Annotated in this window: 25 protein-coding genes and 1 pseudogene; 9 read left to right on the top strand and 17 right to left on the bottom strand. The window is 64.7% G+C overall.

Going from position 1 to position 22,445, the window contains the following annotated elements:
* The first annotated feature begins 84 nt into the window (after positions 1-84).
* Entirely contained in the window at positions 85-924 is an 840-nt protein-coding gene (locus K408_RS0121250) for a class I SAM-dependent methyltransferase (protein WP_024340472.1), read from the top strand.
* Between the two features lie 49 nt (positions 925-973).
* Here the strand turns inward: K408_RS0121250 and K408_RS0121255 are convergent, their stop codons facing one another.
* The 7 genes from K408_RS0121255 to uvrC form a co-directional block, all read right to left on the bottom strand.
* On the bottom strand, positions 974-2,104 hold the full coding sequence (locus K408_RS0121255) for a YihY/virulence factor BrkB family protein (protein ID WP_024340471.1): 1,131 nt from the start codon (positions 2,102-2,104) through the stop codon (positions 974-976).
* The gene (locus K408_RS0121260; RefSeq protein WP_024340470.1) at positions 2,105-2,692 is read right to left on the bottom strand and encodes a phage holin family protein; all 588 of its coding nucleotides are present in this window, start codon (positions 2,690-2,692) and stop codon (positions 2,105-2,107) included. It abuts the gene before it with no gap.
* 91 nt (positions 2,693-2,783) lie between these two features.
* Complete coding sequence (prmB, locus tag K408_RS0121265; RefSeq protein ID WP_024340469.1) at positions 2,784-3,743, bottom strand: 50S ribosomal protein L3 N(5)-glutamine methyltransferase; 960 nt, start codon at positions 3,741-3,743, stop codon at positions 2,784-2,786.
* Complete coding sequence (locus K408_RS0121270; RefSeq protein ID WP_024340468.1) at positions 3,743-4,210, bottom strand: molybdenum cofactor biosynthesis protein MoaE; 468 nt, start codon at positions 4,208-4,210, stop codon at positions 3,743-3,745. The genes prmB and K408_RS0121270 overlap by 1 nt, the downstream gene beginning before the upstream one ends.
* A gap of 4 nt (positions 4,211-4,214) precedes the next feature.
* A complete protein-coding gene (gene moaD / locus K408_RS0121275) occupies positions 4,215-4,466 on the bottom strand; it encodes a molybdopterin converting factor subunit 1 (protein WP_024340467.1) in 252 nt (83 codons plus the stop codon).
* Positions 4,463-5,080 carry a CDP-diacylglycerol--glycerol-3-phosphate 3-phosphatidyltransferase gene (gene pgsA, locus K408_RS0121280; RefSeq protein ID WP_024340466.1) on the bottom strand — a complete coding sequence of 206 codons (618 nt, stop codon included), beginning with the start codon at positions 5,078-5,080 and terminating at the stop codon, positions 4,463-4,465. Before pgsA ends, moaD begins: the two co-directional genes overlap by 4 nt.
* Positions 5,081-5,177: 97 nt before the next feature.
* Positions 5,178-7,235 (bottom strand): excinuclease ABC subunit UvrC, encoded by a 2,058-nt coding sequence (uvrC, locus tag K408_RS0121285; protein ID WP_024340465.1) that lies wholly within the window; start codon positions 7,233-7,235, stop codon positions 5,178-5,180.
* A 250-nt stretch (positions 7,236-7,485) separates the two neighbouring features.
* On the opposite strand from uvrC, the gene K408_RS0121290 reads away from it, so the two are divergent.
* Positions 7,486-8,109 carry an outer membrane protein gene (locus tag K408_RS0121290; RefSeq protein WP_024340464.1) on the top strand — a complete coding sequence of 208 codons (624 nt, stop codon included), beginning with the start codon at positions 7,486-7,488 and terminating at the stop codon, positions 8,107-8,109.
* A gap of 69 nt (positions 8,110-8,178) precedes the next feature.
* Here the strand turns inward: K408_RS0121290 and K408_RS0121295 are convergent, their stop codons facing one another.
* From K408_RS0121295 to K408_RS0121310, 4 genes are all read right to left on the bottom strand, one after another.
* A complete protein-coding gene (locus K408_RS0121295) occupies positions 8,179-8,394 on the bottom strand; it encodes a cold-shock protein (protein WP_008544396.1) in 216 nt (71 codons plus the stop codon).
* A gap of 252 nt (positions 8,395-8,646) precedes the next feature.
* Positions 8,647-9,507, bottom strand: a complete 861-nt coding sequence (locus K408_RS0121300) for a 23S rRNA (adenine(2030)-N(6))-methyltransferase RlmJ (protein WP_024340463.1) — start codon at positions 9,505-9,507, stop codon at positions 8,647-8,649.
* Positions 9,508-9,622: 115 nt separating this feature from the next.
* On the bottom strand, positions 9,623-10,327 hold the full coding sequence (locus K408_RS0121305) for a ribonuclease T2 family protein (protein WP_024340462.1): 705 nt from the start codon (positions 10,325-10,327) through the stop codon (positions 9,623-9,625).
* A 105-nt stretch (positions 10,328-10,432) separates the two neighbouring features.
* Complete coding sequence (locus tag K408_RS0121310; protein ID WP_024340461.1) at positions 10,433-10,894, bottom strand: hypothetical protein; 462 nt, start codon at positions 10,892-10,894, stop codon at positions 10,433-10,435.
* A 185-nt stretch (positions 10,895-11,079) separates the two neighbouring features.
* On the opposite strand from K408_RS0121310, the gene K408_RS0121315 reads away from it, so the two are divergent.
* Together K408_RS0121315 and K408_RS0121320 are read left to right on the top strand one after the other, a co-directional pair.
* On the top strand, positions 11,080-11,379 hold the full coding sequence (locus tag K408_RS0121315) for a hypothetical protein (RefSeq protein WP_024340460.1): 300 nt from the start codon (positions 11,080-11,082) through the stop codon (positions 11,377-11,379).
* 42 nt (positions 11,380-11,421) lie between these two features.
* Positions 11,422-11,952: a DUF3617 domain-containing protein gene (locus tag K408_RS0121320; protein ID WP_024340459.1), complete on the top strand. Its 531-nt coding sequence runs from the start codon at positions 11,422-11,424 to the stop codon at positions 11,950-11,952.
* Positions 11,953-11,963: 11 nt separating this feature from the next.
* Here K408_RS0121320 and K408_RS0121325 read toward each other — a convergent pair whose 3' ends face one another.
* From K408_RS0121325 to K408_RS0121335, 3 genes are read right to left on the bottom strand one after another with little or no spacing between them, the layout of a single operon-like run.
* Entirely contained in the window at positions 11,964-13,352 is a 1,389-nt protein-coding gene (locus K408_RS0121325) for an ATP-binding protein (protein WP_024340458.1), read from the bottom strand.
* Between the two features lie 18 nt (positions 13,353-13,370).
* On the bottom strand, positions 13,371-14,102 hold the full coding sequence (locus tag K408_RS0121330) for a response regulator (protein WP_024340457.1): 732 nt from the start codon (positions 14,100-14,102) through the stop codon (positions 13,371-13,373).
* Positions 14,099-14,641 (bottom strand): MarR family winged helix-turn-helix transcriptional regulator, encoded by a 543-nt coding sequence (locus tag K408_RS0121335; protein ID WP_024340456.1) that lies wholly within the window; start codon positions 14,639-14,641, stop codon positions 14,099-14,101. Before K408_RS0121335 ends, K408_RS0121330 begins: the two co-directional genes overlap by 4 nt.
* Before the next feature lie 338 nt (positions 14,642-14,979).
* Between K408_RS0121335 and K408_RS0121340 the strand changes: the two genes are divergently transcribed.
* From K408_RS0121340 to K408_RS0121360, 5 genes and pseudogenes are all read left to right on the top strand, one after another.
* A complete protein-coding gene (locus tag K408_RS0121340; RefSeq protein ID WP_024340455.1) occupies positions 14,980-16,062 on the top strand; it encodes a branched-chain amino acid aminotransferase in 1,083 nt (360 codons plus the stop codon).
* 136 nt (positions 16,063-16,198) lie between these two features.
* Positions 16,199-16,723, top strand: coding sequence for a YegJ family protein (locus K408_RS0121345; protein ID WP_024340454.1), 525 nt, complete (start codon positions 16,199-16,201; stop codon positions 16,721-16,723).
* 164 nt (positions 16,724-16,887) lie between these two features.
* Positions 16,888-18,402, top strand: coding sequence for a histidine--tRNA ligase (gene hisS / locus K408_RS0121350; RefSeq protein ID WP_024340453.1), 1,515 nt, complete (start codon positions 16,888-16,890; stop codon positions 18,400-18,402).
* 153 nt (positions 18,403-18,555) lie between these two features.
* A pseudogene (locus K408_RS0121355) lies at positions 18,556-18,762 on the top strand (tautomerase family protein); the annotation flags it as partial.
* Between the two features lie 110 nt (positions 18,763-18,872).
* Positions 18,873-19,265: a thioesterase family protein gene (locus K408_RS0121360; protein ID WP_024340451.1), complete on the top strand. Its 393-nt coding sequence runs from the start codon at positions 18,873-18,875 to the stop codon at positions 19,263-19,265.
* A gap of 18 nt (positions 19,266-19,283) precedes the next feature.
* On the opposite strand, the gene K408_RS0121365 is transcribed toward K408_RS0121360, so the two are convergent.
* From K408_RS0121365 to K408_RS0121375, 3 genes are all read right to left on the bottom strand, one after another.
* The gene (locus tag K408_RS0121365) at positions 19,284-20,645 is read right to left on the bottom strand and encodes an NAD(P)H-dependent oxidoreductase (RefSeq protein WP_024340450.1); all 1,362 of its coding nucleotides are present in this window, start codon (positions 20,643-20,645) and stop codon (positions 19,284-19,286) included.
* 67 nt (positions 20,646-20,712) lie between these two features.
* On the bottom strand, positions 20,713-21,549 hold the full coding sequence (proC, locus tag K408_RS0121370; protein WP_028145953.1) for a pyrroline-5-carboxylate reductase: 837 nt from the start codon (positions 21,547-21,549) through the stop codon (positions 20,713-20,715).
* A gap of 190 nt (positions 21,550-21,739) precedes the next feature.
* Positions 21,740-22,240: a type III secretion system chaperone family protein gene (locus tag K408_RS0121375; protein WP_024340448.1), complete on the bottom strand. Its 501-nt coding sequence runs from the start codon at positions 22,238-22,240 to the stop codon at positions 21,740-21,742.
* Positions 22,241-22,445: the final 205 nt, after the last annotated feature.

The raw sequence follows: 22,445 nt of genomic DNA on the forward strand, positions 1-22,445 counted from the left end.
CAGCGTAAAATAACGCCCCTCTCAAGGCCAGCGAGCCGCACGTGCCCTAGTCTTTCCGGCGTTCTCAACCGCAGGAGATTGCCCATGTCGACATCCGCCGCGCTCAAGCCAGCTCCAACCCAACCCGACCTTGCCGCCCTCAAGCAGCGCCAGCACGGCGCCTGGTCGTCGGGCGACTATGCCGTGGTCGGCACGACCTTGCAGATCGTCGGCGAACAGCTCTGTGAGGCAATCGACTTGCGTGCCGGCAGCAAGGTGCTCGACGTCGCCGCCGGCAACGGCAATGCGACTCTGGCTGCGGCGCGGCGCTGGTGTGACGTCACGTCCACCGACTACGTGCCGGCGCTGCTCAAGCGCGGGCGCGAGCGCGCCGTGGCCGAACATCTCACGGTCGAGTTCCGCGAGGCTGATGCCGAAGCGTTGCCGTTCGCCAACGCCAGCTATGACGTGGTGCTCTCGACCTTCGGCGTGATGTTCACGCCGGATCAGGACAAGGCGGCTTCCGAGCTCGCACGGGTCTGCAGGTCCGGCGGCAAAATCGGCCTCGCCAGCTGGACGCCGCAAGGCTTCATCGGCCAGCTGTTCAGGACCATCGGCCAGCATTTACCGCCGCCGGCCGGGGTGAAGTCGCCGGCGCTGTGGGGCACGGCGGCGCGGCTCGAAGAGATGTTCGCAAGCCAGGCTTCCGAGATCGCGGCCGAGCCGCGCATGTTCGTGTTCCGCTATCGCTCGCCGGACCATTGGCTCGAAATCTTCAAGACCTTCTACGGACCCACGCTGAAGGCGTTCGCTGCGCTCGACGCGAACGGCCAGGCCGCACTGAATCGCGATCTCCTGGCGCTGCTCGAGGAGTTCAACCACGCCGACGACGGCACGATCGTGGTGCACAGCGAATATCTGGAAGCCGTGATCACCAAGCGCTGACGACGCCTGCGATGCGGTCAGGCCGGCCCCCGGCCTGACCGTCACCGGGTCAAAATGGCGCGTTCGCGCCCACGGTGTCGGCGGAAACGGCTTGGCGGGTACCCAGCGGCTTCGGCCGCCCCGTGGTCGTGTCGCGCAGGGTCTGCCGCTCGATTTCCGAATTCAGCTCGGCGCCGAACATGATGACGATCACCGACATCCACATCCACATCATCAGGCCGATCGCAGCGCCCAGCGAGCCGTAGGTCGCGTTGTAATTGGCGAATTCCGAGAGGTACCAGGACAGCAGGGCCGAACCTGCGATCCAGAGAATCGCGGCGGTGACCGCGCCGAGGCTCAGCCATTGCCAGCGCGGCGCGTCACGGCTTGGCGCGAAGCGATAGAGGACGGCGAGTGCGACAAGCAGGATCAGGAACAGCAGCGGCCATCGCGCCAGCGCAACGATCAGCTTGTTTTCGGGCGCCAGGCCGAGATGATTGAGCGCAAGGGGGAAGGCGACGACGGCCCCAACCATCAACAGCAGCGCCACGATGCCGCCGACGGTGAAGGCCAGCGAAACCATGTTGAGCCGAACGAAGCTGCGCTTCTCGCGTTCCTCATAGGCGACGTTGAGGGCGTCAAGGATCGCCTTGACGCCGGCATTGGCGCTCCAGATCGCGAGCAGCAGGCCGAACAGGAACGTGACACCGAGTGTCGCATTGCCGTTCGACACCACGCGGGCGACCTGCTCCTCGACAATCTGGAAGGAACCCTCGGGCAGCATGGTCGCGAGCGTGTGAAGATTGGCGCTGATCGTCGCGGGATCGGCAAACAAGCCGTAGGATGAGACGAGTGCGGTCACGGCCGGAAAGATCGCGAGCAGGCCGAAGAAGACGACGCCGCCTGCCGTCGCGAGCAGTCGATCCTCGTCAATGCGCTGATAGGTCCGCCAAAAGATATCCTTCCAGCCGGCCCAGGGGATCTCGAAGGGACTTTTCGCCTTGCGACCGCGGCCGGGCTGCATCGCCGCCCCGGCCGGCTGCGTTTCGGGGGAATTCGCTTCCCCTCTCCGGTGCTCTTGTGGAGGCCCCGATCTGATCAGGCCGAAATCCTTGAAGTAGCGCTCCGCGGTCAGCACGAACAGCGCCGTTGCGGCCACAAGCACCCACGAGTCCACCTGATCGGAGCGCCGCAGCGGCATTTAGGCGTCCAGTCTCTGACTGCGACGCCTTCGCCGCGCCGCTGTGAACCCTGCCAGCCCAACCGCCGCAAGCATGAGCCCGAACTGCACGGGCCGGTTGGCGCGAACGGGCCAGGCAGTTCTGCCATGGCCGCGCTCGCCGGGCGCGAACGGCGCCAGGGGAATGGTCGTCGCGACCTCCTTGACGGCCTGCTTGACCGTTCCGCGGGGAATCCGCGGGCTGGCGATCGCTACGCGCATCCGGCTGGCAAGTGGCACGATCGGCTTGGTCGGCCGCTTCATCATCGCCATGGCGACGCCGCCACAGACCGCCGCCAGCACCAGCAGCACCGCGCCGACGACCGCGAATCCCCAGAATTGCCCGTAGGTGATGGCGACCCAGCGATAAAGGGCGATCAAGCCGACGAAGAAAGTCGCGATCGCGAACAATCCGGCGGCTGCAAACAGGCCGGCCGCGATCGCATAGGACGTTGCGCGCCCCGTGGCCTGGCTGGTGCGGTCACGCATATAAGATTGCGCGGCGCGCTTGAGATGGTTGAGCTTGAGCGCCATGCCGGCGCGCAGCAATTCGCCCGATGGCGCGAGCATGCGGACATCCTCCGAGAGACAGACAGTTCGTCGAGGGATGAACGTTACGGTATTTGACTTGTTCCGACGGAGCTTGATCGGTCGTGAGGATTCAACCGAGATCGGCGGCGGCAATCCAGAACACCTCGCCCTCGGAGTCTTCGGTGTCCAGCCAGAGCAGCGGCAGCTCCGGAAACGCCTCGTCGACCAATTCCCGGCCGCGGCCGATCTCGCAGATCAGCCCGCCGTCCGGCGTGAGGTGATCGGGTGCTTCGCGCAGGATGCGGCGCACCACGTCGAGACCGTCGGCGCCGCCGTCGAAGGCGATCTTCGGCTCCGCCCTGCACTCAGGCGGCAGCGCCGCCATGCCTTCGGCGTCGACGTAAGGCGGGTTGGTGATGATCAGGTCGTATCTGTTATCGCCGAGGGGGGCGAACAGGTCGCCGCGGTAGAGGCTGATCCGATGCTGAAGCCCGTATTCGCGGACATTGCGCGCCGCGACTTCAAGTGCACCCTTGGAGATGTCGACAGCGTCGACGGCGGCGTTCGGGAAATGATGCGCGGCGAGAATGGCGAGGCATCCAGATCCCGTGCAGAGATCGAGCACGCGCCCGACTGCCGTTGGATCGTCGATCAGCGAGCCCGCATTGTCCTCGCCGCCGAAATGCGAATCCAGGAGCTCGCCGATGAAGGAGCGCGGAACGATGACGCGCTCGTCGACATAGAAGGGCAGGCCGCGCATATAGATCTTGTTGACGAGGTACGCAGCAGGTTTGCGTGTGGTGACGCGCCGATGGATGAGGTCGAGGATGGTCTTGCCTTCTGCCGCGGTGACGCGCGCATGAGCGAAGCCCTCGAACTGGTCGGGAGTGAGATGCAGCGCCTCGCAGACCAGGAAGGCGGCTTCCGCCACAGGGTCGGTGGTGCCGTGGGCAAAGGCGAGCTTCGCCTCGACAAAGCGGCTCACCGCATAACGGACGAAATCGAGCAGCGTCAGAAGCTCGCCTGGCCCGACTTTCGCGAGCTTTGGCGCGGCGCGGCCGCGCACGGTCTTTTTCGCGACCTTTGCCATCAGGATCGGGTCCACCGTGCGGCGGCTTCGTCGTCGCGGATGTGGGCCTCGACCCAACCCGTGCCGGTGGCGCTCTCTTCCTTCTTCCAGAAAGGCGCATTGGTCTTGAGATAGTCCATCAGGAACTCGGCCGCCTGGAATGCCGCCTGTCGATGCTGTGAGGCGGTCAGCACCAGAACGATGTTCTGGCCCGGCATGAAGCGGCCGACGCGGTGGATGACGGTAACGCCGTTCAGCGGCCAGCGCGATGTGGCCTCGCCGACATGGCGCGCGATCTCTTCTTCCGCCATGCCGGGATAATGTTCGAGCGTCAGCGCGGCGACCTTCGCGCCGTCCTCGTCGGAGCGGCAGATGCCGGAGAAGCTCACGACCGCGCCGATGTCGGTCCGGCTCCTGGTCAGGAGCGCGATCTCGCGCGCGATGTCGAAATCGTCTTCCTGGATGCGGATGGTGACTGGGCAGGTCATGAGCCTAGCCGCCCGTCATGGGCGGGAAGAACGCGATCTCGCGGGCGCCCGCGATGGCGGCGTCCGGCTTGACATGGGCGTGGTCGATCGCGGCGCGGATCACCTTCGGCTTCTCGAAGGCATACGCATAGGCCTCGCTCTGACCGGAGAGCCAGGCGATCAGTTCCTCCACCGTGCGCACGCTGGCGGGCGGCTCGATGATCTCCTCCGCCTTGCCGACGCGCTCGCGCACCCAGGCGAAATATTTCACCTTCATCCCTCGTCCTCCTCGATGAGGTGATGGATGCCGGCACGGAAATAGTCGTAGCCGGTGTACATGGTCAGGATCGCCGAAGCCCACAGCAGCGCCAGTCCGATCATCGAGACCACCGGCACCACCTGATCGCCGGCCGGGCCGGCGATCAGGAAGCCGATCGCAACCAGCTGGACCGTGGTCTTCCACTTCGCGAGCTTGGTCACGGGCACGCTGACGCGGAGCGCAGCCAGATATTCGCGCAGGCCGGAGACCAGGATCTCGCGGCACAGGATCACGATGGCGGCCCAAAGCGACCAGCCATGGATGATGCCGTCGGCGGCGAGCATCAACAGGCAGGAGGCGACCAGCAGTTTGTCGGCGATCGGATCGAGCATGCGGCCGAAAGCCGATTGCTGATTCCAGATCCGCGCATAATAGCCGTCGAGGTAATCCGTCACCCCGGCCGCGATGAAAAGGGCGACCGCGAGCCAGCGCAGCCAGAGCGGCTGATCCAGGATCGACTGCGCATAGATGCATCCGACCACGACCGGGATCGCGGCGATCCGGCCATAGGTCAGGATGTTGGGGAGGGACATCGCGCGGCTGGTCGTCCCTCGTGTCGTGGCGATGTTCATCCGTCCTACCAATACCGCTCAAGGCTGAAGGTCAACCGTTCCGCTTCCCAGATGGGGGCGGGATACGACGACCATATGACCGCGGTCCCCCTTTAGTTCACCCCGGCTGGGGATGGAAATACTCGAAAATCCTGCGCGCGCTCTCGGCGCTCACCCCCGGAACCTTGCCGAGATCGGCGATCGACGCCCGTTCGATCTCCTTCAGGGTCCCGAAATGGTGCAGCAAGGCACGTTTGCGTGACGGGCCGATGCCCGGAATTTCCTGCAAACCGGCCTCGCGGATGTCCTTCTTGCGCAGCTTGCGGTGCGAGCCGATGACGAAGCGATGGGCCTCGTCGCGCAGGCGCTGGATGAAATAGAGCACGGGATCGCGCGGCTCGAGCTTGATGGCCTCGCGTTCAGGCATGAAAAGGGTCTCGCGGCCGGCATCCCGGTCAGGCCCCTTGGCGACCGACATCAGCGACACCTGAGTCAGGCCGAGATTTGCAAAGATCTCACGGACGGCGTTGAGCTGGCCGCGGCCGCCGTCGATGATCACGAGGTCGGGCCATTGCGGGAAGTCGTCGTCCTTTCCCTTGGCTACACCCTCTTCGGGCGGATTGATCAGGCGCTTGAAACGGCGCTCCAGCACCTCGCGCATCATGGCGTAATCGTCGCCCGGCGTCAGTCCTTCCGACTTGATGTTGAACTTGCGGTACTGATTTTTCACGAAACCATCAGGACCCGCGACGACCATGGCGCCGACTGCATTGGTGCCCTGGATGTGGCTGTTGTCGTAGACTTCGATGCGCTTGGGCGGGTGCGGCAGGCTCAGCGTCGCGGCCATGGCCTCGAGCAAACGGCTTTGCGTCGCGGTGTCCGCGAGCTTGCGGCCGAGCGCCTCGCGCGCATTGGTCAGCGCGTGGATGACCAGTTCCTTCTTCTCGCCGCGCTTGGGCGCGGTGACCTCGACCTTGTGACCGGCCTTGATCGAGAGGGCATTGGCGAGCAGCTCGCTCTCCTCGATCTTGTGCGAGAGCAGGATGTTCCTCGGCGGCGGCTTGTCGTCGTAGAACTGGGCGAGAAAGGAGCCGAGCACTTCTTCCGGCGTAAAGGTCTTCTCCGCGCGCGGGAAATAGGCCCGGTTCCCCCAGTTCTGGCCGGTGCGGAAGAAGAACACTTCGACACAGGAGAAGCCGCCCTCCTGGTGGATGGCAAATACGTCGGCTTCCTCCACCGTGCGCGGATTGATGCCCTGCTGGGACTGTATCGCCGAAAGCGCGGCGAGGCGGTCGCGGTAGAGCGCGGCGCGCTCGAATTCGAGTTCGCCGGCCGCCTTCTCCATCTCGCCGGCGAGCTCCTGCTTTACGGCATGGCTCTTTCCCGACAGGAAGTCGCTCGCCTCGCGCACCAGAGTTGAATAGCCGCCGAAGTCGATCTCCCGGGTACAGGGACCGGCGCAGCGGCGGATCTGGTGGAGCAGGCAGGGCCGAGTGCGGCTCTCGAAGAAGGAATCGGTGCAGGAGCGGATCAGGAACGCGCGCTGCAGCGCAGTGATGGTGCGGTTGACCGCGCCGGCGGAGGCGAACGGGCCAAAATAGCGGCCGGGCCGGGTCTGGGCGCCGCGATGCTTGAGAATCTGCGGTGCCCAATGATCGCCGGTGATCAGGATGTAGGGAAACGACTTGTCGTCACGCAGCTGGACGTTGAAGCGCGGCCGCAGCTGCTTGATGAGATTGGCCTCGAGCAGCAGCGCTTCGGTCTCCGTCGTGGTCGAGACGATCTCAACGCTCACAGTCGCCGCGATCATGCGCAGGATGCGGGCCGGAAGGGGCGCACTCTGGCGCGCATAGCTGGACAGGCGCTTTTTGACGTTCTTGGCCTTGCCGACATAGAGCACGTCGGCGTTGGCATTGAGCATGCGGTAGACGCCGGGCGAGGTGGGGGCGAGTCGAACCGCGCGTTCGATCGCCTCGTGACCGCTCGCCAGTGGGCCTTCGCCGACCGTACCGCTCTCTTCCAGGATATCCGGCAGCAGCGAATCGTCCTCGTCGTCGCCTGCCGTCGCGGGATCGAGGTCCGGCGCTGCCAGCCCTTCGGGCGGCGCGTCGTTCGCGGCAGCCTGCGGCGACTTGCGCGCGCGGTCGTCCCGGTTGTCGGAGGAATTGTGAACCATGGTGCGAATTTAGGCGCTGGGGGTGCCGATTTGAAGTTCCGGCCCTGCGGCGCGCACAGAGGAGGGCGGCCAGTTCCCGGTAACGCTTCCTTAATTCTGTTAAGCGGGCGGTAACCCGACTTAACAGCCCTTTAACTTAAAACTCTCGATAAATCCTACGCGAAAAGTTTTTGGTTCCGTAACCACGCGACGGGCCGGCGCGGCGGCGCGGGCATCGCCAGGGGTTGCGACAGTTGCGTTGGAGTGAGTGATGAAGAGGCTCGTTGTGGGCGCAGCCGCATTGGTCGCCGCCGGCTGGACGGCTTCGGCACCGGCCGCCGATCTCAATTACGGGCAGCGTGCGCCCTACACCGTCAATCAGCCGCTCAATGCCTATAGCTGGGCAGGTCCCTATCTCGGCGGCAACATCGGCTATGAATGGGGCTCGGTCGACAACAACCCCACGAAGCCGTCGGGCTTCGTGGGCGGTGTGCAGGCCGGTTACAATTTCCAGAACGGTCCGTGGGTGTTCGGCGTCGAGGGCGACATCCAGGCGGCCGGTGCCGACGACACCTTTGCGCCGTGGAAGTTCTCCAACCCGTGGTTCGGCACCCTGCGCGGCCGCGCCGGCTATGCCTTCAGCAACGTTCTCTTCTATGGCACCGCCGGTCTCGCCTTCGGCGAGTTGCGCGGCCAGACCTTCGGCTGGGCGGAGTCGCATACGACTGCGGGTTGGACCATCGGTGCCGGCGCGGAAGTGGGCCTTGCGTCGAACTGGAGCGTCAAGCTCGAATATCTCTACATCGATCTGTCGACGAGCCAGTTCGCAATTACGGGGGTGTCAAACGGCTATAGCGCCAGCGTTGTGCGCGCAGGCGTGAACTATCACTTCTGATAGTGAAGAAGAAAATACCGGACCAGCCTCCCGGCCGCTTGCGGCCGGGATTTTTTTGCTCAGGACCCGCTAGGAGAGGATCACCAGATTGACCGCCTTCGGTCCCTTCCCCTTCTTGTCCGGTTCGACTTCGAAAGTAATACGCTGTCCTTCGGCAAGATCCTTCAGTCCCGCCCGCTCGACGGCGGTGATGTGAACGAAGACATCGCGACCGCCGTCGTCAGGCTTGATGAAGCCGTAGCCGCGCTCGCCGTTGAAGAACTTGACCGTTCCCGTCATGGCCATCGGGAAACTCCCCCTCATTGCTCCTCCGCCGCGACGCAGACTCACGTCGCGACATGACCGGGCGTTACGGAGCCCGGGAGCTGGCCATCCTTGGACGGACCTCATCGGTCCGACGGGATCTTTCTTAGGGCCTTCACTCCGCCGCAACCATTCGCGGAAGCGGAACGTAAAGCCAGTCACGGAAACAGCATAATACGGTTCGTTGCAGATTGACTACCGGTCCTGCATATTTTTCCCAAGAACGCCGAAGCGTTACGGCCTCGGCACCTCAAGTCGGAATCTGGCAGCTCCGCCCTGGCCCAGCGGCATTTCCAGCTCGGGCAGGATGGTCTTGAGTTCGCCCTGTAGCGTGTAGGGCGGATTGACGATCAGAAGCCCGGCGGAGGTGAGAGCCTTGCTATCGGCCTGCGGCGCGACACTGAATTCGAGGCGCAGGCATTTTCCCGGCGGTTTTGCTGCAGCTGCGAGCCGCGCCACCGTCTGGGCCAGCGTGTCGGTGGCGCGCCGGCTCTTGGCGGGGTACCAAATTACATAGATACCGGTCGGCCATTTCGCGAAGGCGACCGAGAAGGTTTCGCCAAGCCGTTCGAACTCGTCCTTGGCCTCGAAGGGCGGATCGATCAGCACGAGGCCGCGCCGCTCCTTCGGCGGCACGAAGGCAGGCAGTGCCACCCAGCCGTCGAGATCGACCACGCGGGCCTGCTCGTCGCGGCGCAGCGCGTCGATCAGAGCCTTGCGTGCCTTCGGCTCGAGCTCGCAGGCGACGAGCCGGTCCTGCGGCCTGAGTAGGCCCCGGGCAATCAGGGGCGAGCCCGGATAAGCCCTGAGCTCGCCCTTCGGATTGAAGGCACGGACGATGTCGAGATAGGGCTTGGTCAGCGCTGCGGTCTCGTTCGACAGGCGCGCCTGCATCAGCCGCGCAATGCCGGTCAGCCACTCGCCGCTCCGGCGCGCCTCGTCGCTATCGAGGTCGTAGAGGCCGGCGCCGGCGTGGGTATCGATGACGCGGAATGCGGCCGGCTTGTCCTGCAGATAAGTGAGGATGCGCGCCAGCACGATGTGCTTGATGACATCTGCGAAGTTGCCGGCGTGAAAGGCGTGTCGGTAGTTCATGGCGGAGAGTTACGACATCGCGCGATGAAAGTAACTGCCGTCAATCCGGGGCACGCGAAGTGTGAACCCGAAATCTACGAGATTCCCGTCCGGTACTAACTCGCCACGGCGGCCTTCACCCACCTCTGATCGGTGGCATCGTCACCTGGTCGCGGCGACAGGCGCGGCGTTCGATCTCGTCGCACGCGCGGAATTGCAGATCCTTGCTGAGGCAGATGCGGACCTCGGAGAGCCGTGTCCGGTTGCAGGTGACCGAGATGGCGGCATTGCTGAGACCCGGATTGGCCTGGACGAAGGCCTCCTCGACCTCCGCCGGCGAGACGGTCTTGGCTTGCGACAGATCGAGATAATCGGCCGGGATCTTGATCGCGGCCCGTGCCTTCCGGATCGTCTCGAAATAGCTGCGGCCCTCGAGCCCGGAGCAGGTGCCGTGCTTGTCCCATTCGTTGAAGATCAAGCCCGGCGCCGGCATCAAGTCGAGCATGGAGGAGACGATGTTGCGATTCAGCCGCGGGGCCGGCCGCTTGCAATATTCCGGAAAACCGCTCTCGTATTGCGGCCATAGCCCATGCACGACAAAGGCATAGGGCCGTCCGCCGCATTGCATCTGCGAACGGCCGCCGCGCTCGGCGGCTTCCTCGCAGAAGGAGGGCGACCATGACAGCGCCAGCACATAGAAATCGAATTCACCGGGCGCGTTCTGCCGCTTGTCCTGAGCCCTTGCGTCGCTTGCGAATGAGGCCAGGCCTGCAGCAAGCATCATGGAAAGGGTCAGCGAGATCACGAGGCGGGAGAATGAATGCAATCTGGAATGAAACATGGCGACGCCCCTCAACTAGACTGTGCAAGCAAGCCTAGCAGGCGATGAGAACATTTCAAGAACAAAATTGATGCGGCCACGGTCGAGCAGCCAGCGCAGTCCGAATCAGGGCTTGGCGGCGCGGCATGCCGGATTGTAGGCCCAGTTGCGGTCGAGCCCAACCACGCACCATTCGACGCCATTGCCGTAACCGGCAAAGCCACCGTCTTCGATGAGCGAGAAATGCACCTTGCGCACCTTGCCGTCATTGAGGATAGCGTCGGCGGCGCAATACCGGCGCGGAATGTTGTCGGACTGCCAGGGGCGGAATGCGACTTCGCGAACGGCGGAGAAGCCGGTGATCTTCAAAGGGGAATTCCAGAACGAGCTTTCTTTCTCCCAGAACTGGGTGGCGATCGTCGGCAGCGCCCTGTCGCAATCGGCAACAGTGCCGTCATAGCGCGGCCCGCTCAGCCAGAAATTCATCTCGAGCGGATTGGCAGCCTTGGCCTCGCCGAGCGTCAGCGCTCCGAACATGAGGCCGAGCACGGCGGCGAAGCGAAGCGATTTCAGGGAGGGGGCGCGCATGGTCAATCCAGACAGCTCAAGTCTTGCGAAGGTCGGACGGTGACGCGAAGGCCGGGGCAGGTCAAGTGCAGCGCGGCAACACTTGGCCAGGAGTTGACTGCAACGCTGCCGCCCACAGGGCTTCAGTTCTTTTCATGGCGATCACGGCACCGTAGACTGCCCTCCAGCCAATTGGAGTGACGGGAATGCGAATCATTGCGGCCGCGGGCCTTCTTGCCAGCCTGGTTGTCCCGGGCATGATGGCGAGCCAGTCGGCGCGTGCCGACTACGTGCCGCCGTTCAAGGGCAACGACACCGGCGGCATCATCGCTTACTCGATGGCGACCCAGGTCGATGCGCGTCAGGTCGCGGTCGATCACTGCGCGCGCTACGGCAAGGTGGTGAAATTCCTGGCCGTGCAGCCCTATGAGGGCGGCTACATCTCGTTCTCCTGCCGCTGGGTGCCCTATGGCGCCGCCGAGCAGCCGATCCGCACGCTCTACTGAGACGCTGTCGTCACGCCGCAATTCTCGGCCGGGAGCCTCCACATGACGCGCAAACTCGCTTTGCTCGGCTCGCTGCTTTGCCTCGTGTTCTCCGCAGGCAGAGCCAGCACCGACGACCTGCCGGTGCGCAAGGCCGGTCTTTGGGAAATGAAACTGGTCACATCAGGCTCGCCCGTGCCTGAGATGACCATGCAGCACTGTACCGACGAGACCGTCGACAAGGAGATGAGCAACAACGTCTCCCCGATGGCCAAGCAGATTTGCGCCAAGCAGGAGATCAAGAAGACCGCGACCGGCTATGTCAGCGATTCCGAGTGCAGCGTCGCGGGCGTCAGCACGACGTCGCATGCCGAGATCACTGGCGACTTCAATTCGGCCTATACAATGAAGACCACCTCCCATGCGCAAGGCGGCGTCGCCGGCGCGGCGGGGCGCGATACCACCATGACGCTGCAAGCCAAATGGTTAGGAGCTTGCAAGCCCGACCAGAAGCCGGGCGACATCGTGATGCCCGGCGGCTTCAAGATGAACGTGCGCGACATGGACAAGCTGAAGGCGCTGCTTCCGAAGTAGGGCCATGGCGGCTACACCGGAATCCGGACGCTCGCCCTCAATCCACCCATCGGGCTGTCGCCGAGCGTGATATCGCCGCCGTGGGTGCGGGCGATGTCGCGGGCGATCGCGAGACCAAGGCCGGTGCCGCCTTCGTCCTGGTTGCGGGCGTTGTCCAGCCGCAGGAACGGCTTGAACACCTCTTCGCGCAAGTGAGCGGGAATGCCCGGGCCGTCGTCGTCGACGGTGACGGTCAAATAGCGGTGATCGCGCTGGCCGGTGATGGCGATGTTCTTGCCGTAGCGTGCCGCATTGGTGACGAGGTTGGCGAGGCAGCGCTTGAACGAGGCCGGCTTCACCGTCACCACAGGCAGGCCGTGGAAGGCGACGGTTGCGCTGTGGCCGTGGCGTTCGGCATCGCTGCGCAGCTCCTCGAGCGCCTGCGCCATGTCGGTCGGCTGCGACTGCTCGCCGGTATCGCCGCGGGCGAAGGCGAGATAGTCCTCCAGCATCATGGACATCTCGTCGACGTCCTTGCGCATGCCCTCGAGCTCGGGGCTGTCGCCGATCAGCGCGAGCTCGAGCTTGAAGCGGGTCAGGATGGTGCGCAGGTCGTGGCTGACGCCGGCGAGCATCGCGGTGCGCTGCTCCATCGTGCGCTCGATGCGCGATTTCATTTCGAGGAAGGCGACTGCGGCGCGCCGCACCTCGCGTGCGCCCCTCGGACGGAAATTTGGCGCCTCGCGGCCCTTGCCGAAGCTTTCGGCGGCATCGGCGAGGCGCAGGATCGGCTTGATCTGGTTGCGCAGGAACAGCACCGCGACGATCAACAGGATCGACGACGTGCCGACCATCCAGAACAGGAAGATCTCCGAGTTGGAAGCGTAGGCGGCGCTGCGCTGCGCGAACACGCGCATCACGGCATCGTCCAGCTGGATGCGGATCTCGACCAGATTGGAGCGGCCGACCGTGTCGATCCAGAACGAGCGGCCGATCTGGCGGCCGAGCTGCACCGACAGCGTCTGGTCGAGCAGCGAGAAGAACGGCTTCGGCCCTGGCGGCGGCATATCGCCGGCAGGCAGGAAGTCGACGACGAGGCCGAGCCGCTGCTGGGCGATGCGGCGGATCTGGTCGCGATCCCGGTCCTGCGGATAGCCCTTGTAGACGTCGATGAGTGCGGCGATGTCCTGCACCACAGCGGCCGACAGGCGGCGCGTCACCGTGTTCCAGTGCCGCTCCATGAACACGAACGCGACGACCGATTGCAGGATCACCATAGGCACGATCATGATCAGGAGCGCGCGAGCGTAGAGGCCGGTCGGCATCCAGCCCTTGAACGCGTTGCCCATCCAGCCATTGGCGGCGGAGACGCGGCCGGCAGCGCTCTTGAGCAGCGTCAGGCCGGTATCGATCGTGCTCATCTGGCGCGCTTCACTGCGTTAGGGCGAGGCCACCAGCCGGTAGCCGATGCCGCGCACCGCCTGGAGGAATAGCGGATTGGCGGGATCGGTCTCGATCTTGCGCCTGAGGCGGTTGATCTGCACGTCGACGGCGCGCTCGTTGACGCTGCCGTTCCCGGTCAGTGCGCTACGTGGCACGGTCTCGCCCGGTGTCTCCGAGAGAATGCGCAGCATCTCGCGCTCGCGGTCGGTGAGGTGGATGACCTCCTCGCCCTGGCGCAGTTCGCCGCGCTCCAGATGGTAGACGTAGGGACCGAAGGCGATCTTCTCCACGGTCGCGGCCTGCGGCGGCGGGGCGGCGCGCTTGAGGATGTTGTTGATGCGCAGCGCAAGCTCGCGCGGCTCGAACGGCTTTGCCACGTAATCATCGGCGCCGATCTGCAGGCCTTCGATACGGGCTTCCGCCTCGTGCCGCGCCGTCAGCATCACGATCGGAACCGAGGAGGAGGTGCGGATGAAGCGGGCGAGGTCGAAGCCGGTCTCGCCCGGCATCATCACGTCGAGGATCAGGAGGTCGAAATGCAGGCCCAGCAGTTTCGAGCGCGCATCGCCAGCGCTCGCCGCGGTGGTGACCCGGTATCCTTCGCTGGCAAGAAAGCGCGAGAGCAGATCGCGGATGCGGCGGTCGTCATCGACCAGAAGCAAATGTGGGGCGTCGTCGGCGGGTTGCACCGGCGGGCGGGCGAGCGTGGCAGCGAGCGGCACGGTCACTCCTTGGCGTCGTGGTTGACGGAAGCGAAGATCGTCTCGAGCACCTTGTCCGGATCGTCGCGGTCGATCATCGCGCGAAGGAAGCGCTTCACGGTCTCGGCGTCCTGCGGCGTCATCTCGGCAAGCGCCCTGGTGATGCGCGTGGTCTGAAGTCCGGCGAGCTTCTGCACCAGCGCCTCGCCCTTCGGCGTCGCATAGAGCAGACGCTGGCGGCGATCATTGTCGCCGGTCTTCTGCACGATATAGCCTTCATCCAGGAGCTGCTTGAGCACGCGGCCGAGCGACTGTTTCGTGATGCGCAGAACGTCGAGGAGATCGGCAACCTTGAGCCCGGGATAGCGATAGACGAAGTGCATCACCCGGTGATGGGCGCGGCCGAAGCCGAAAGCCTCGAGCTCCTGGTCGGGGTCGCCGACGAAATCGCGATAGGCGAAGAAGAGCAGCTCGATGATATCCCAGCGCAAATTGCCTCCGTCATCGGCCGCCGGCCGGGGCACGGCAGCGTCGGGAGACGAAGTGGCGAAATTTATGTCAGGCATATTGACGTATCTTGGGTTCAATGTTACAAAACCATAAGCCCGCACGAAATTTTAGATCGTTTCGCGTCGGGTGGCATCGGAGCCACGCGGCCTGAGAGTGCCGGACAGGCGACGACGGCCGAAACAGATCTACCGTGCGATTGTCGAGCGGCATTTCGGCAAAACATACTGGACTTCCGCCTTCCGCAAAAGCATGTCCTCGGCGGCATGCTGGCCACGGAAACCGGCCGTAACAAGGCTGGCGGCGATCCGGCAGAAACCAATCAAAGCCAGCCGGGCCCGGAGCGGGCAGGGCGGGCGCCAGAACAGCGCCGCCACCGGCAGCGGGAGGCAAGGACATGACCATGAAATTCGATATCCAGCCCGCATCCAATCCAACCCCTGAAAAGGACCGCGTCGCCAAGCTGGTGGACCCCGGCTTCGGACGGGTCTTCACCGATCACATGGCGATTGTCCGCTACAATCAGGCCAAGGGCGGCTGGTATGAAGCCAAGATCGAGGCGCGCGCCAACTTCCAGCTCGATCCGGCCGGTGCCGTCCTGCACTACGCCCAGGAAATCTTCGAAGGCCTGAAAGCCTACAAGCGCGACGACGGCGGGGTGAACCTGTTCCGGCCGGACGCCAATGCGCGACGGTTCAGGGACTCGGCCGACCGCATGGCAATGGCCCAGCTTCCGGAAGACGTCTTCATCGAGGCCGTCGAGCAGGTCGTGCGCATCGATCGCGCCTGGATGCCGGGCGGCGAGGGCAGCCTTTACTTGCGTCCTTTCATGATCGCGAGCGAGACCTTTCTCGGCGTCAAGCCGTCGTCCGAATACATCTTTGCGGTCATCGCTTCGCCGGTCGGCTCCTACTTCAAGGGCGGCCCTGCGCCGGTCTCGATCTGGGTGTCGGAGAACTACACGCGCGCTGCGGTCGGCGGCACCGGCGCCGTCAAGTGCGGCGGCAACTATGCCGCCAGCCTGCGCGCCCAGGCCGAGGCCATGCAGCACGGCTGCGATCAGGTCGTCTTCCTCGATGCGATCGAGCGCCGATACGTCGAAGAGCTCGGGGGCATGAACGTGTTCTTCGTGTTCGACGACGGCTCGCTGTCGACGCCGCCCCTCGGCACCATTCTGCCCGGCATCACCCGCGACTCCATCATCACGCTGGCGCGCGACGCCGGCAAGACCGTGCGGGAGGAGCCGTATTCGCTCGAGCAGTGGCGCAAGGATGCGGCGAGCGGCAGGCTCAAGGAAGCCTTTGCCTGCGGCACGGCAGCCGTGATCTCGCCGATCGGCAAGGTTCGTTCGGTGAGCGGCGATTTCGAGATCGGCGGCGGCGCCGCCGGCCCCGTGGCCATGGGCCTGCGCAAGCAGCTGGTCGACATCCAGTACGGCCGCACCAACGATCCGCACAACTGGATCCGCAAGGTGTTCTGAGGGACGTCGAAACGTTTCCCCTTTCTGATCAGGAGAGGGGAAACGTGCAATGCTTGTGGCTTATCATGCACTGAACGCACCGCCATAACTCGGCGACAAAGCCAGGATACATCAAGGCATCCTGGATATCGCGATCATGGCAACCAAGCTCTCGCAGCCCATCAAGTGGGTCGTTCTCGCCGCAATCACCGGCGTCTCCGTCTTCGGCATCCTGACCGTCGGCCCCACGCACGAGGTCGTCGCGCAAGACCGCTCGCCGATCGTCGACGTGCGCACCTCCGATCCCGAGATGAACGCCGCGATCGTACGCGCCCGTGCCACGCTCCCGACCTTCTGGGCCTCCTATGAGTCGCCCAAGCCGTCCGAGGCCGGGCATTCCCTCAAGGTCCGCTTCTCGACCCGGAAGGGCGGGGAGCACATCTGGATCGGTGAGGTGAAGAAGCAGCCCGACGGGACCTTGACCGGCCTCTTCGCCAACGAGCCGCGCGACATGCCGGGCAAGCGGGCCGGCGATAAAGTCGCGTTCGGGGAAGCTGACATCTCGGACTGGATGTTCATGCGAAACGGCAAGATCGTCGGCGGCGAAACCATCAAGCCGACGCTGAAATTCCTGCCGAAGGCCGATGCCGATGCCCTGAGGGCCCGGCTGGAGACGCCGTAGGACGGAGCGTCATTCCGGGGCGCCGGAAGCGCGAACCCTGGTGCGCAATTGCGCACCTGAGGATTGCGAGATTTCCGGGTTCGGTGCTTGCGCATCGCCCGGGAATGACGGCGTTCCCCAAGCCCCCCGTTGCCGCCCTGCGTCCCGGCTGGTAAACGCCGCGCATGGCCGAGAAACCCAAGAAACCGCAGAAATTGAAGGCGCGCCTGCCGCGCGGGCTGGAGGATCGCGATCCCTCAGCGATCCGGGCGACGCGCGAGATGGTCGAGAGGATCCGCGCCGTCTACGAGCTCTACGGCTTCGAGCCCGTGGAGACGCCGGCGATGGAATACACCGACGCGCTCGGCAAATTCCTGCCCGACCAGGACCGCCCGAACGAGGGCGTGTTCTCGTTCCAGGACGACGACGAGCAGTGGATCAGCCTGCGCTACGATCTCACCGCGCCGCTCGCCCGCTACGTCGCAGAAAACTTCGACACGCTGCCAAAGCCCTACCGCAGCTATCGCGCCGGCTACGTGTTCCGCAACGAAAAGCCCGGCCCGGGCCGTTTCCGCCAGTTCATGCAGTTCGATGCCGACACCGTCGGCTCGGCCACGCCGGCGGCGGACGCCGAGATTTGCATGATGGCGGCGGACACGATGGAAGCGCTCGGCATTGCACGCGGCCAGTATGTCGTGAAGGTCAACAATCGCAAGGTGCTGGATGGCGTTCTGGAAGCCATCGGGCTCGCGGGTGACGAAAACGCAGGCCGCAGACTGACCGTCCTGCGCGCGATCGACAAGCTCGACAAGTTTTCTGCCGACGAAGTGCGCAAGCTGCTCGGTCCCGGACGATGGGACGGCGGCGAGGAAGGCAAGGGCGACTTCACGAAAGGCGCCAATCTGAGTGCGGCGGAAGCTGACGTTGTTCTCGCCATCACCAAGCCGCGCGACGATTGGAAAGAGGCCATTGCGGCGGCGGAAACCTACCTCGCCAAGAGCGAAGTCGGTCAGGCCGGCGTGAACGAGCTGGAAGAGATCGCCCGGCTGGTCACGGCGTCCGGTTATGACGCGGATCGCATCAAGATCGATCCCTCCGTCGTGCGCGGCCTCGAATATTACACCGGCCCCGTCTACGAGGTCGAACTCCTGCTCGACACCAAGGACGAGAAGGGCCGCCCCGTACGGTTCGGCTCGGTCGGTGGTGGTGGCCGCTACGACGGCCTCGTCTCGCGCTTCCGGGGCGAGCCGGTGCCGGCGACCGGTTTCTCGATCGGGGTGTCGCGGCTGCAGGCCGCATTGACGCTGCTCGGCAAGCTCGACACGCGGCCGGAATTCGGGCCCGTCGTCGTCACCGTGTTCGACCGCGACCGCGTCGCCGACTATCAGAAGATGGTCGCATCCTTGCGCGCAGCCGGTATCCGCGCCGAACTCTATCTCGGCAATCCCAAGAACATGGGCAATCAGCTCAAATACGCCGACCGCCGTAACTCGCCATGCGTGATCATCCAGGGCTCGGATGAAAAGGCGCGTGGCGAGGTGCAGATCAAGGACTTGATCGAAGGCGCCAAGGCGGCGGCAGCGATCGCCTCCAACCAGGAATGGCGTGAGACTCGCCCGGCGCAATTCTCGTGCAGCGAGGCCGACCTCGTCGCCAAGGTGCGCGAGGTGCTGGCGCGCCATGACGTGAGTTGGGGCTAGCCATTCGCCGCGATCGTCATGCGCGGGCTTGACCCGCGCATCCATCTTCAAAATGATGGACTGCCGGATGCAGACGAGTGTACGTAGTCTGCAAGAGCAGACGACTACGCCGGGCAATGACGAAGCAGGCAATACCGAAGCAGCAGGGAGACAACGATGCCTGAGATCACCATCAGCATGGCCGAAGGCCGCACCGACGAGCAGAAGGCCGGCATGATGCGCGACATCACCCAGGCACTGGTGAAGAATCTCGGCGTCGATGCCGAAGCCGTCGTCATCCAGATCAACGAGGCCCCGCTCCGCCACAAGATGAAGGGCGGCAAGACTTTCGTGGAGCGCGCGGCGGCGGCGAAGAAGTGACGCGTTAGCGTCATTCCGGGCACCCGCCAGGGCTGAACCCGGAATCTCGATCGACAATCCCTGGATTCCGGGTTTGCGCTTCGCGCGTGCCGGAACGACGAGCGGTACCCATGGACGCACGCGACTTCATCAAGCCCGGCATGAGCGCCGAGCGCACGCTGGTGGTGCCGACCGAGCGCACCGTCGGGCACTTCGTGCCCGGCATGCCCATGGTTTACGCGACACCGATGATGATCCTGGAGATGGAAATGACCTCGGGCGATGCGATCCGCGCCGCGCTCCAGCCAGGCTGGGTGACCGTGGGCACCGAGGTCGACATCCGCCATCTCGCTGCCGCCCTCGTCGGCGCAACCGTGCGGACCACCGCGAAGGTGGTCGCGGTCGAGCGCCGCGTCATCCGCTTCGAGGTCGAGGCGTTCGAAGGCACGCGCAAGCTCGGTGAAGGCCACCATGCGCGCGGACTGGTCAATGTCGAGATGTTCAACAAACGGCTCGGAGCCTAGCGCGGCCGTGGACTTCGCCTAACCCACCTTTCGGGCTTGTGGAGACGAATACGACGTTTCCTGCTCCTTGCGGAGACGCACGGCAGGCAGCCTCTCGTCAATCGTCACATCCGCCCAGGTGATACAGGCGTCTTTGGCGACCGCCTTGGTCAATCGCACATTGTGCGCAAGCCCGAGCGGCAGATAGCCCTTTTCAAGCGAGGTGCTGGCGGGCGTCAGCTTGCCGAAGACGGTGTAGCCGCCTTCTCCGTCGAGCGTGTCTCCCTCGCGCAAGTCCTTCTTGGCTGTGGCGGCAACATCGGCGTTGAACGTCGTGGCAACGCCTGTCGCCTCGTTGCGCAGAGCGATCGAGGCAACTGAAATTCCAAGCTCCAGCCCTATGAGATGCCACTTCTTGTAGGAGCTCATGTAACGACCGCTTGGATCGGTGACGACGCTGTATTCCTGGAAACAGTTGCGGATGTAATCGCTGTCGCCTTCGAAACAGACCCACACGCCCTTGCGGATGTCGTTGGGGATGGGTCTGCCTTCGGCCGTCAGGCAGGACACGACCTCGACTTGGCCCTTGGATTCCAGGATGCCGCCCTCCGAACGGGGGCGCATCAGCGTCGGGATGTCGTCGACCGATCCCGGTGGGAATGCGAGGCCATGCGAGGGCGCCTTCAGGCCTGTTGCGTTCGCGATTGCGGCGGATTCGATCGCAGGCTTGGAGCCGTCGAGGAACGCGTTGAACATCTTTGGATTCATGCCGCCGCGCGCAGCTTGCTCGGCAGACAATCCCCAGTGATCCCAGACCGTTTCGGGCGTCGATTCCCGGTAATGCGGCAGCCATTTGTGGCCGCGGCCCGCTGCCACGACGGGAAATCCGCAGGCCCTCGCCCAATCTACGAGGTCGCAAGCGAGGGCCGGCTGATCGCCATAGGCGAGGCTGTAGATCACGCCGGCCTGCCTGGCTCTCTGCGCGAGGATCGGTCCGCAGAAGGCGTCGGCCTCGACGGTCACGTTGATGACGGCCTTGCCTGCAGAGAAGGCGCCGAGGCAGTGCTCGACCGCCGCGACAGGATTGCCGGTGCACTCGGCAATCACCTCGATGCCTTCGCACTTCACAAGCGCTTCCCAGTCGTCGGTCAGGAAGGTCGTGCCGTTCTTGAGAGCATCGCCGAGCGAGGCCGCGGCGAATTGCTCCGTGCGCCAGCCCACCCGGTTCAGGTTTTCGCGGGCACGCGATGGAGACAGGTCGGCAATTCCGACGAGATGGACGCCCGGCGTACGCAGGACCTGATGAAGATACATTGCGCCGAATTTGCCCGCCCCGATCAGTCCGATCTTGATGGGGCGCCGCTCGGCCTGTCGTTCCAGAAGTTTTGCGTAGAGGTTCACGATCGCTCTCCCTATCGGCGACAGCCGGGATCGCCGCGCATTCGGCCGCCGAGGTGCCCTGATCCGTCTACTTCGCCAGTTCCTTCGACCGCTTTGTCGCCGCGGCGATCGCGCGGATCATCAGCTCGCGCAGGCCGGGCTCGCCCATGAGCACGCTGAGCGCCGCCGCGGTGGTGCCGCCGGGCGAGGTGACATTCTGGCGCAGTGTGCTCGCAGCAAGCTCCGATCGGTGCAGCAGCTCGCCGGAGCCCGCGACCGTCTCGCGCGCGAGCTTCGTCGCCAGCGCTTCGGGCAGGCCCGCCTCGACCCCGGCGCGGGCGAGCTCCTCGGCAAGCAGGAACACATAGGCGGGGCCCGAGCCGGAGACGGCGGTGACCGCGTCCATCAGGGCTTCGTCTTCGACCCATTCGACCGAGCCGGTGGCGCGCAGCAGCGCGTCGGCCACCGCGCGCTGCCCGGCATTGACGTTCTTCGCCGCAACCGCGACGGTGATGCCGCGGCCGATCGCGGCCGGCGTGTTCGGCATCGCGCGGACCACGGCGCCGCCGCAGACCTCATCGAGCGAGGCGATCGTGGTGCCCGCCATGATCGAGACCACCGAGGTCTTGTCCGAGATGAACGGTTTCAGCTTGGCGCGGGCCTCGCGGAACATCTGCGGCTTCACCGCGACGACCAGCGTCTCGACCGGGCCGGCGGTCTTCACATCGGGATTGAGCACGACGCCCTTGGCGGCCAGTGCGGCGATCTCGGGCGCGATGTGCGGATCGACCACCGCGACCCGCCGTGGATCGAGTCCGCCTGCCAGCCATCCCGTCAGCATCGCGCCGCCCATCTTGCCGGCGCCGGCGAGGAGGATGGTACCGGTGATGTTTTGGAGGGTGCTGCTATCTGCCACTGCGATCACCTTAGCAAACGGTGCCGTCCCTGCGAACGCAGGAACCCATAACCACGACTGGTTCTAGGGGATGGAGCGCAGGGCAACAAGCGTCGTGCCACGAGGCATCGGGCGGTGTGGGTTCCGGATCATCGCGCCGCTCGTCCGGGACGACGACGACCAGGGAGCTGTCGCGCCTCTCTCACGACATCCGAGAGCCCTACGCCTCTCCGACCGTGTCGAACATCGCGGCGTCCATGGCCTGTGTGGTGGTCTTGCCGGCCCAGACCACGAACTGGAACGCGGGGAAGTAGCGCTCGCAGGCGTGGATGGCGCCGGCCAGCATGGCTTCGCACTGCGCCGTCGAGGCGGTGAGGCCGCCCGGCAGCACAAGGGCCTGGCGATGCATGACCATGCCGGTGTTGGTCCACAAGTCGAAATGGCCGACCCACAGCTGCTCGTTCACGGCGGCGACGAGCCGCTGCACCTCGCCGCGCCGGGCGGGCGGGATCTTCATGTCGAAGGCGCAGGCCAGATGCAGCGCCTCGATCTCGCCCATCCAGGTGAAGGAGAGCTGATAGTCGGTCCATTGTCCCTTCGAGACAATCGTGAGTTCGTCTTCGCCGGAGCGTTCGAACGGCCAGTTGTTGCTGGCAGCGATGTCCTCGACCACCGCAAGCGGATGGCTTCTGGAATCGATAGCGCCTTCGAGCAGGGACATGCCGTCTCGACCTCTTGCCTTCTTGTTGTCCTTGATACGCACGCGGTTGGGCCCGGCGCGCGCTACCTAGACGCTAACCGCGATCTCCGGAGTCGCTCTCGCGATCCCCTCGGATCAGCGCGGGCCTGTCGCGGATCAAGTGATGTGATTTGCGGAATCTGCGCAACGGGGTCGCGAGTCCGTCCACAAGCCAGGACTCGTTCGT

The sequence above is a fragment of the Bradyrhizobium sp. in8p8 genome (genome assembly GCF_000426845.1).
Classification (GTDB): Bacteria; Pseudomonadota; Alphaproteobacteria; order Rhizobiales; family Xanthobacteraceae; genus Bradyrhizobium; species Bradyrhizobium japonicum_C.

Excerpts from the sequence above, each read along its gene's own strand:
- K408_RS0121250 (WP_024340472.1), top strand. The coding sequence starts at position 85 with ATGTCGACATCCGCCGCGCTCAAGCCAGCTCCAACCCAACCCGACCTT.
- K408_RS0121255 (WP_024340471.1), bottom strand. The coding sequence starts at position 2,104 with ATGCCGCTGCGGCGCTCCGATCAGGTGGACTCGTGGGTGCTTGTGGCC.
- K408_RS0121260 (WP_024340470.1), bottom strand. The coding sequence starts at position 2,692 with ATGCTCGCGCCATCGGGCGAATTGCTGCGCGCCGGCATGGCGCTCAAG.
- prmB (WP_024340469.1), bottom strand. The coding sequence starts at position 3,743 with ATGGCAAAGGTCGCGAAAAAGACCGTGCGCGGCCGCGCCGCGCCAAAG.
- K408_RS0121270 (WP_024340468.1), bottom strand. The coding sequence starts at position 4,210 with ATGACCTGCCCAGTCACCATCCGCATCCAGGAAGACGATTTCGACATC.
- moaD (WP_024340467.1), bottom strand. The coding sequence starts at position 4,466 with ATGAAGGTGAAATATTTCGCCTGGGTGCGCGAGCGCGTCGGCAAGGCG.
- pgsA (WP_024340466.1), bottom strand. The coding sequence starts at position 5,080 with ATGAACATCGCCACGACACGAGGGACGACCAGCCGCGCGATGTCCCTC.
- uvrC (WP_024340465.1), bottom strand. The coding sequence starts at position 7,235 with ATGGTTCACAATTCCTCCGACAACCGGGACGACCGCGCGCGCAAGTCG.
- K408_RS0121290 (WP_024340464.1), top strand. The coding sequence starts at position 7,486 with ATGAAGAGGCTCGTTGTGGGCGCAGCCGCATTGGTCGCCGCCGGCTGG.
- K408_RS0121295 (WP_008544396.1), bottom strand. The coding sequence starts at position 8,394 with ATGGCCATGACGGGAACGGTCAAGTTCTTCAACGGCGAGCGCGGCTAC.
- K408_RS0121300 (WP_024340463.1), bottom strand. The coding sequence starts at position 9,507 with ATGAACTACCGACACGCCTTTCACGCCGGCAACTTCGCAGATGTCATC.
- K408_RS0121305 (WP_024340462.1), bottom strand. The coding sequence starts at position 10,327 with ATGTTTCATTCCAGATTGCATTCATTCTCCCGCCTCGTGATCTCGCTG.
- K408_RS0121310 (WP_024340461.1), bottom strand. The coding sequence starts at position 10,894 with ATGCGCGCCCCCTCCCTGAAATCGCTTCGCTTCGCCGCCGTGCTCGGC.
- K408_RS0121315 (WP_024340460.1), top strand. The coding sequence starts at position 11,080 with ATGCGAATCATTGCGGCCGCGGGCCTTCTTGCCAGCCTGGTTGTCCCG.
- K408_RS0121320 (WP_024340459.1), top strand. The coding sequence starts at position 11,422 with ATGACGCGCAAACTCGCTTTGCTCGGCTCGCTGCTTTGCCTCGTGTTC.
- K408_RS0121325 (WP_024340458.1), bottom strand. The coding sequence starts at position 13,352 with ATGAGCACGATCGATACCGGCCTGACGCTGCTCAAGAGCGCTGCCGGC.
- K408_RS0121335 (WP_024340456.1), bottom strand. The coding sequence starts at position 14,641 with ATGCCTGACATAAATTTCGCCACTTCGTCTCCCGACGCTGCCGTGCCC.
- K408_RS0121340 (WP_024340455.1), top strand. The coding sequence starts at position 14,980 with ATGACCATGAAATTCGATATCCAGCCCGCATCCAATCCAACCCCTGAA.
- K408_RS0121345 (WP_024340454.1), top strand. The coding sequence starts at position 16,199 with ATGGCAACCAAGCTCTCGCAGCCCATCAAGTGGGTCGTTCTCGCCGCA.
- hisS (WP_024340453.1), top strand. The coding sequence starts at position 16,888 with ATGGCCGAGAAACCCAAGAAACCGCAGAAATTGAAGGCGCGCCTGCCG.
- K408_RS0121360 (WP_024340451.1), top strand. The coding sequence starts at position 18,873 with ATGGACGCACGCGACTTCATCAAGCCCGGCATGAGCGCCGAGCGCACG.
- K408_RS0121375 (WP_024340448.1), bottom strand. The coding sequence starts at position 22,240 with ATGTCCCTGCTCGAAGGCGCTATCGATTCCAGAAGCCATCCGCTTGCG.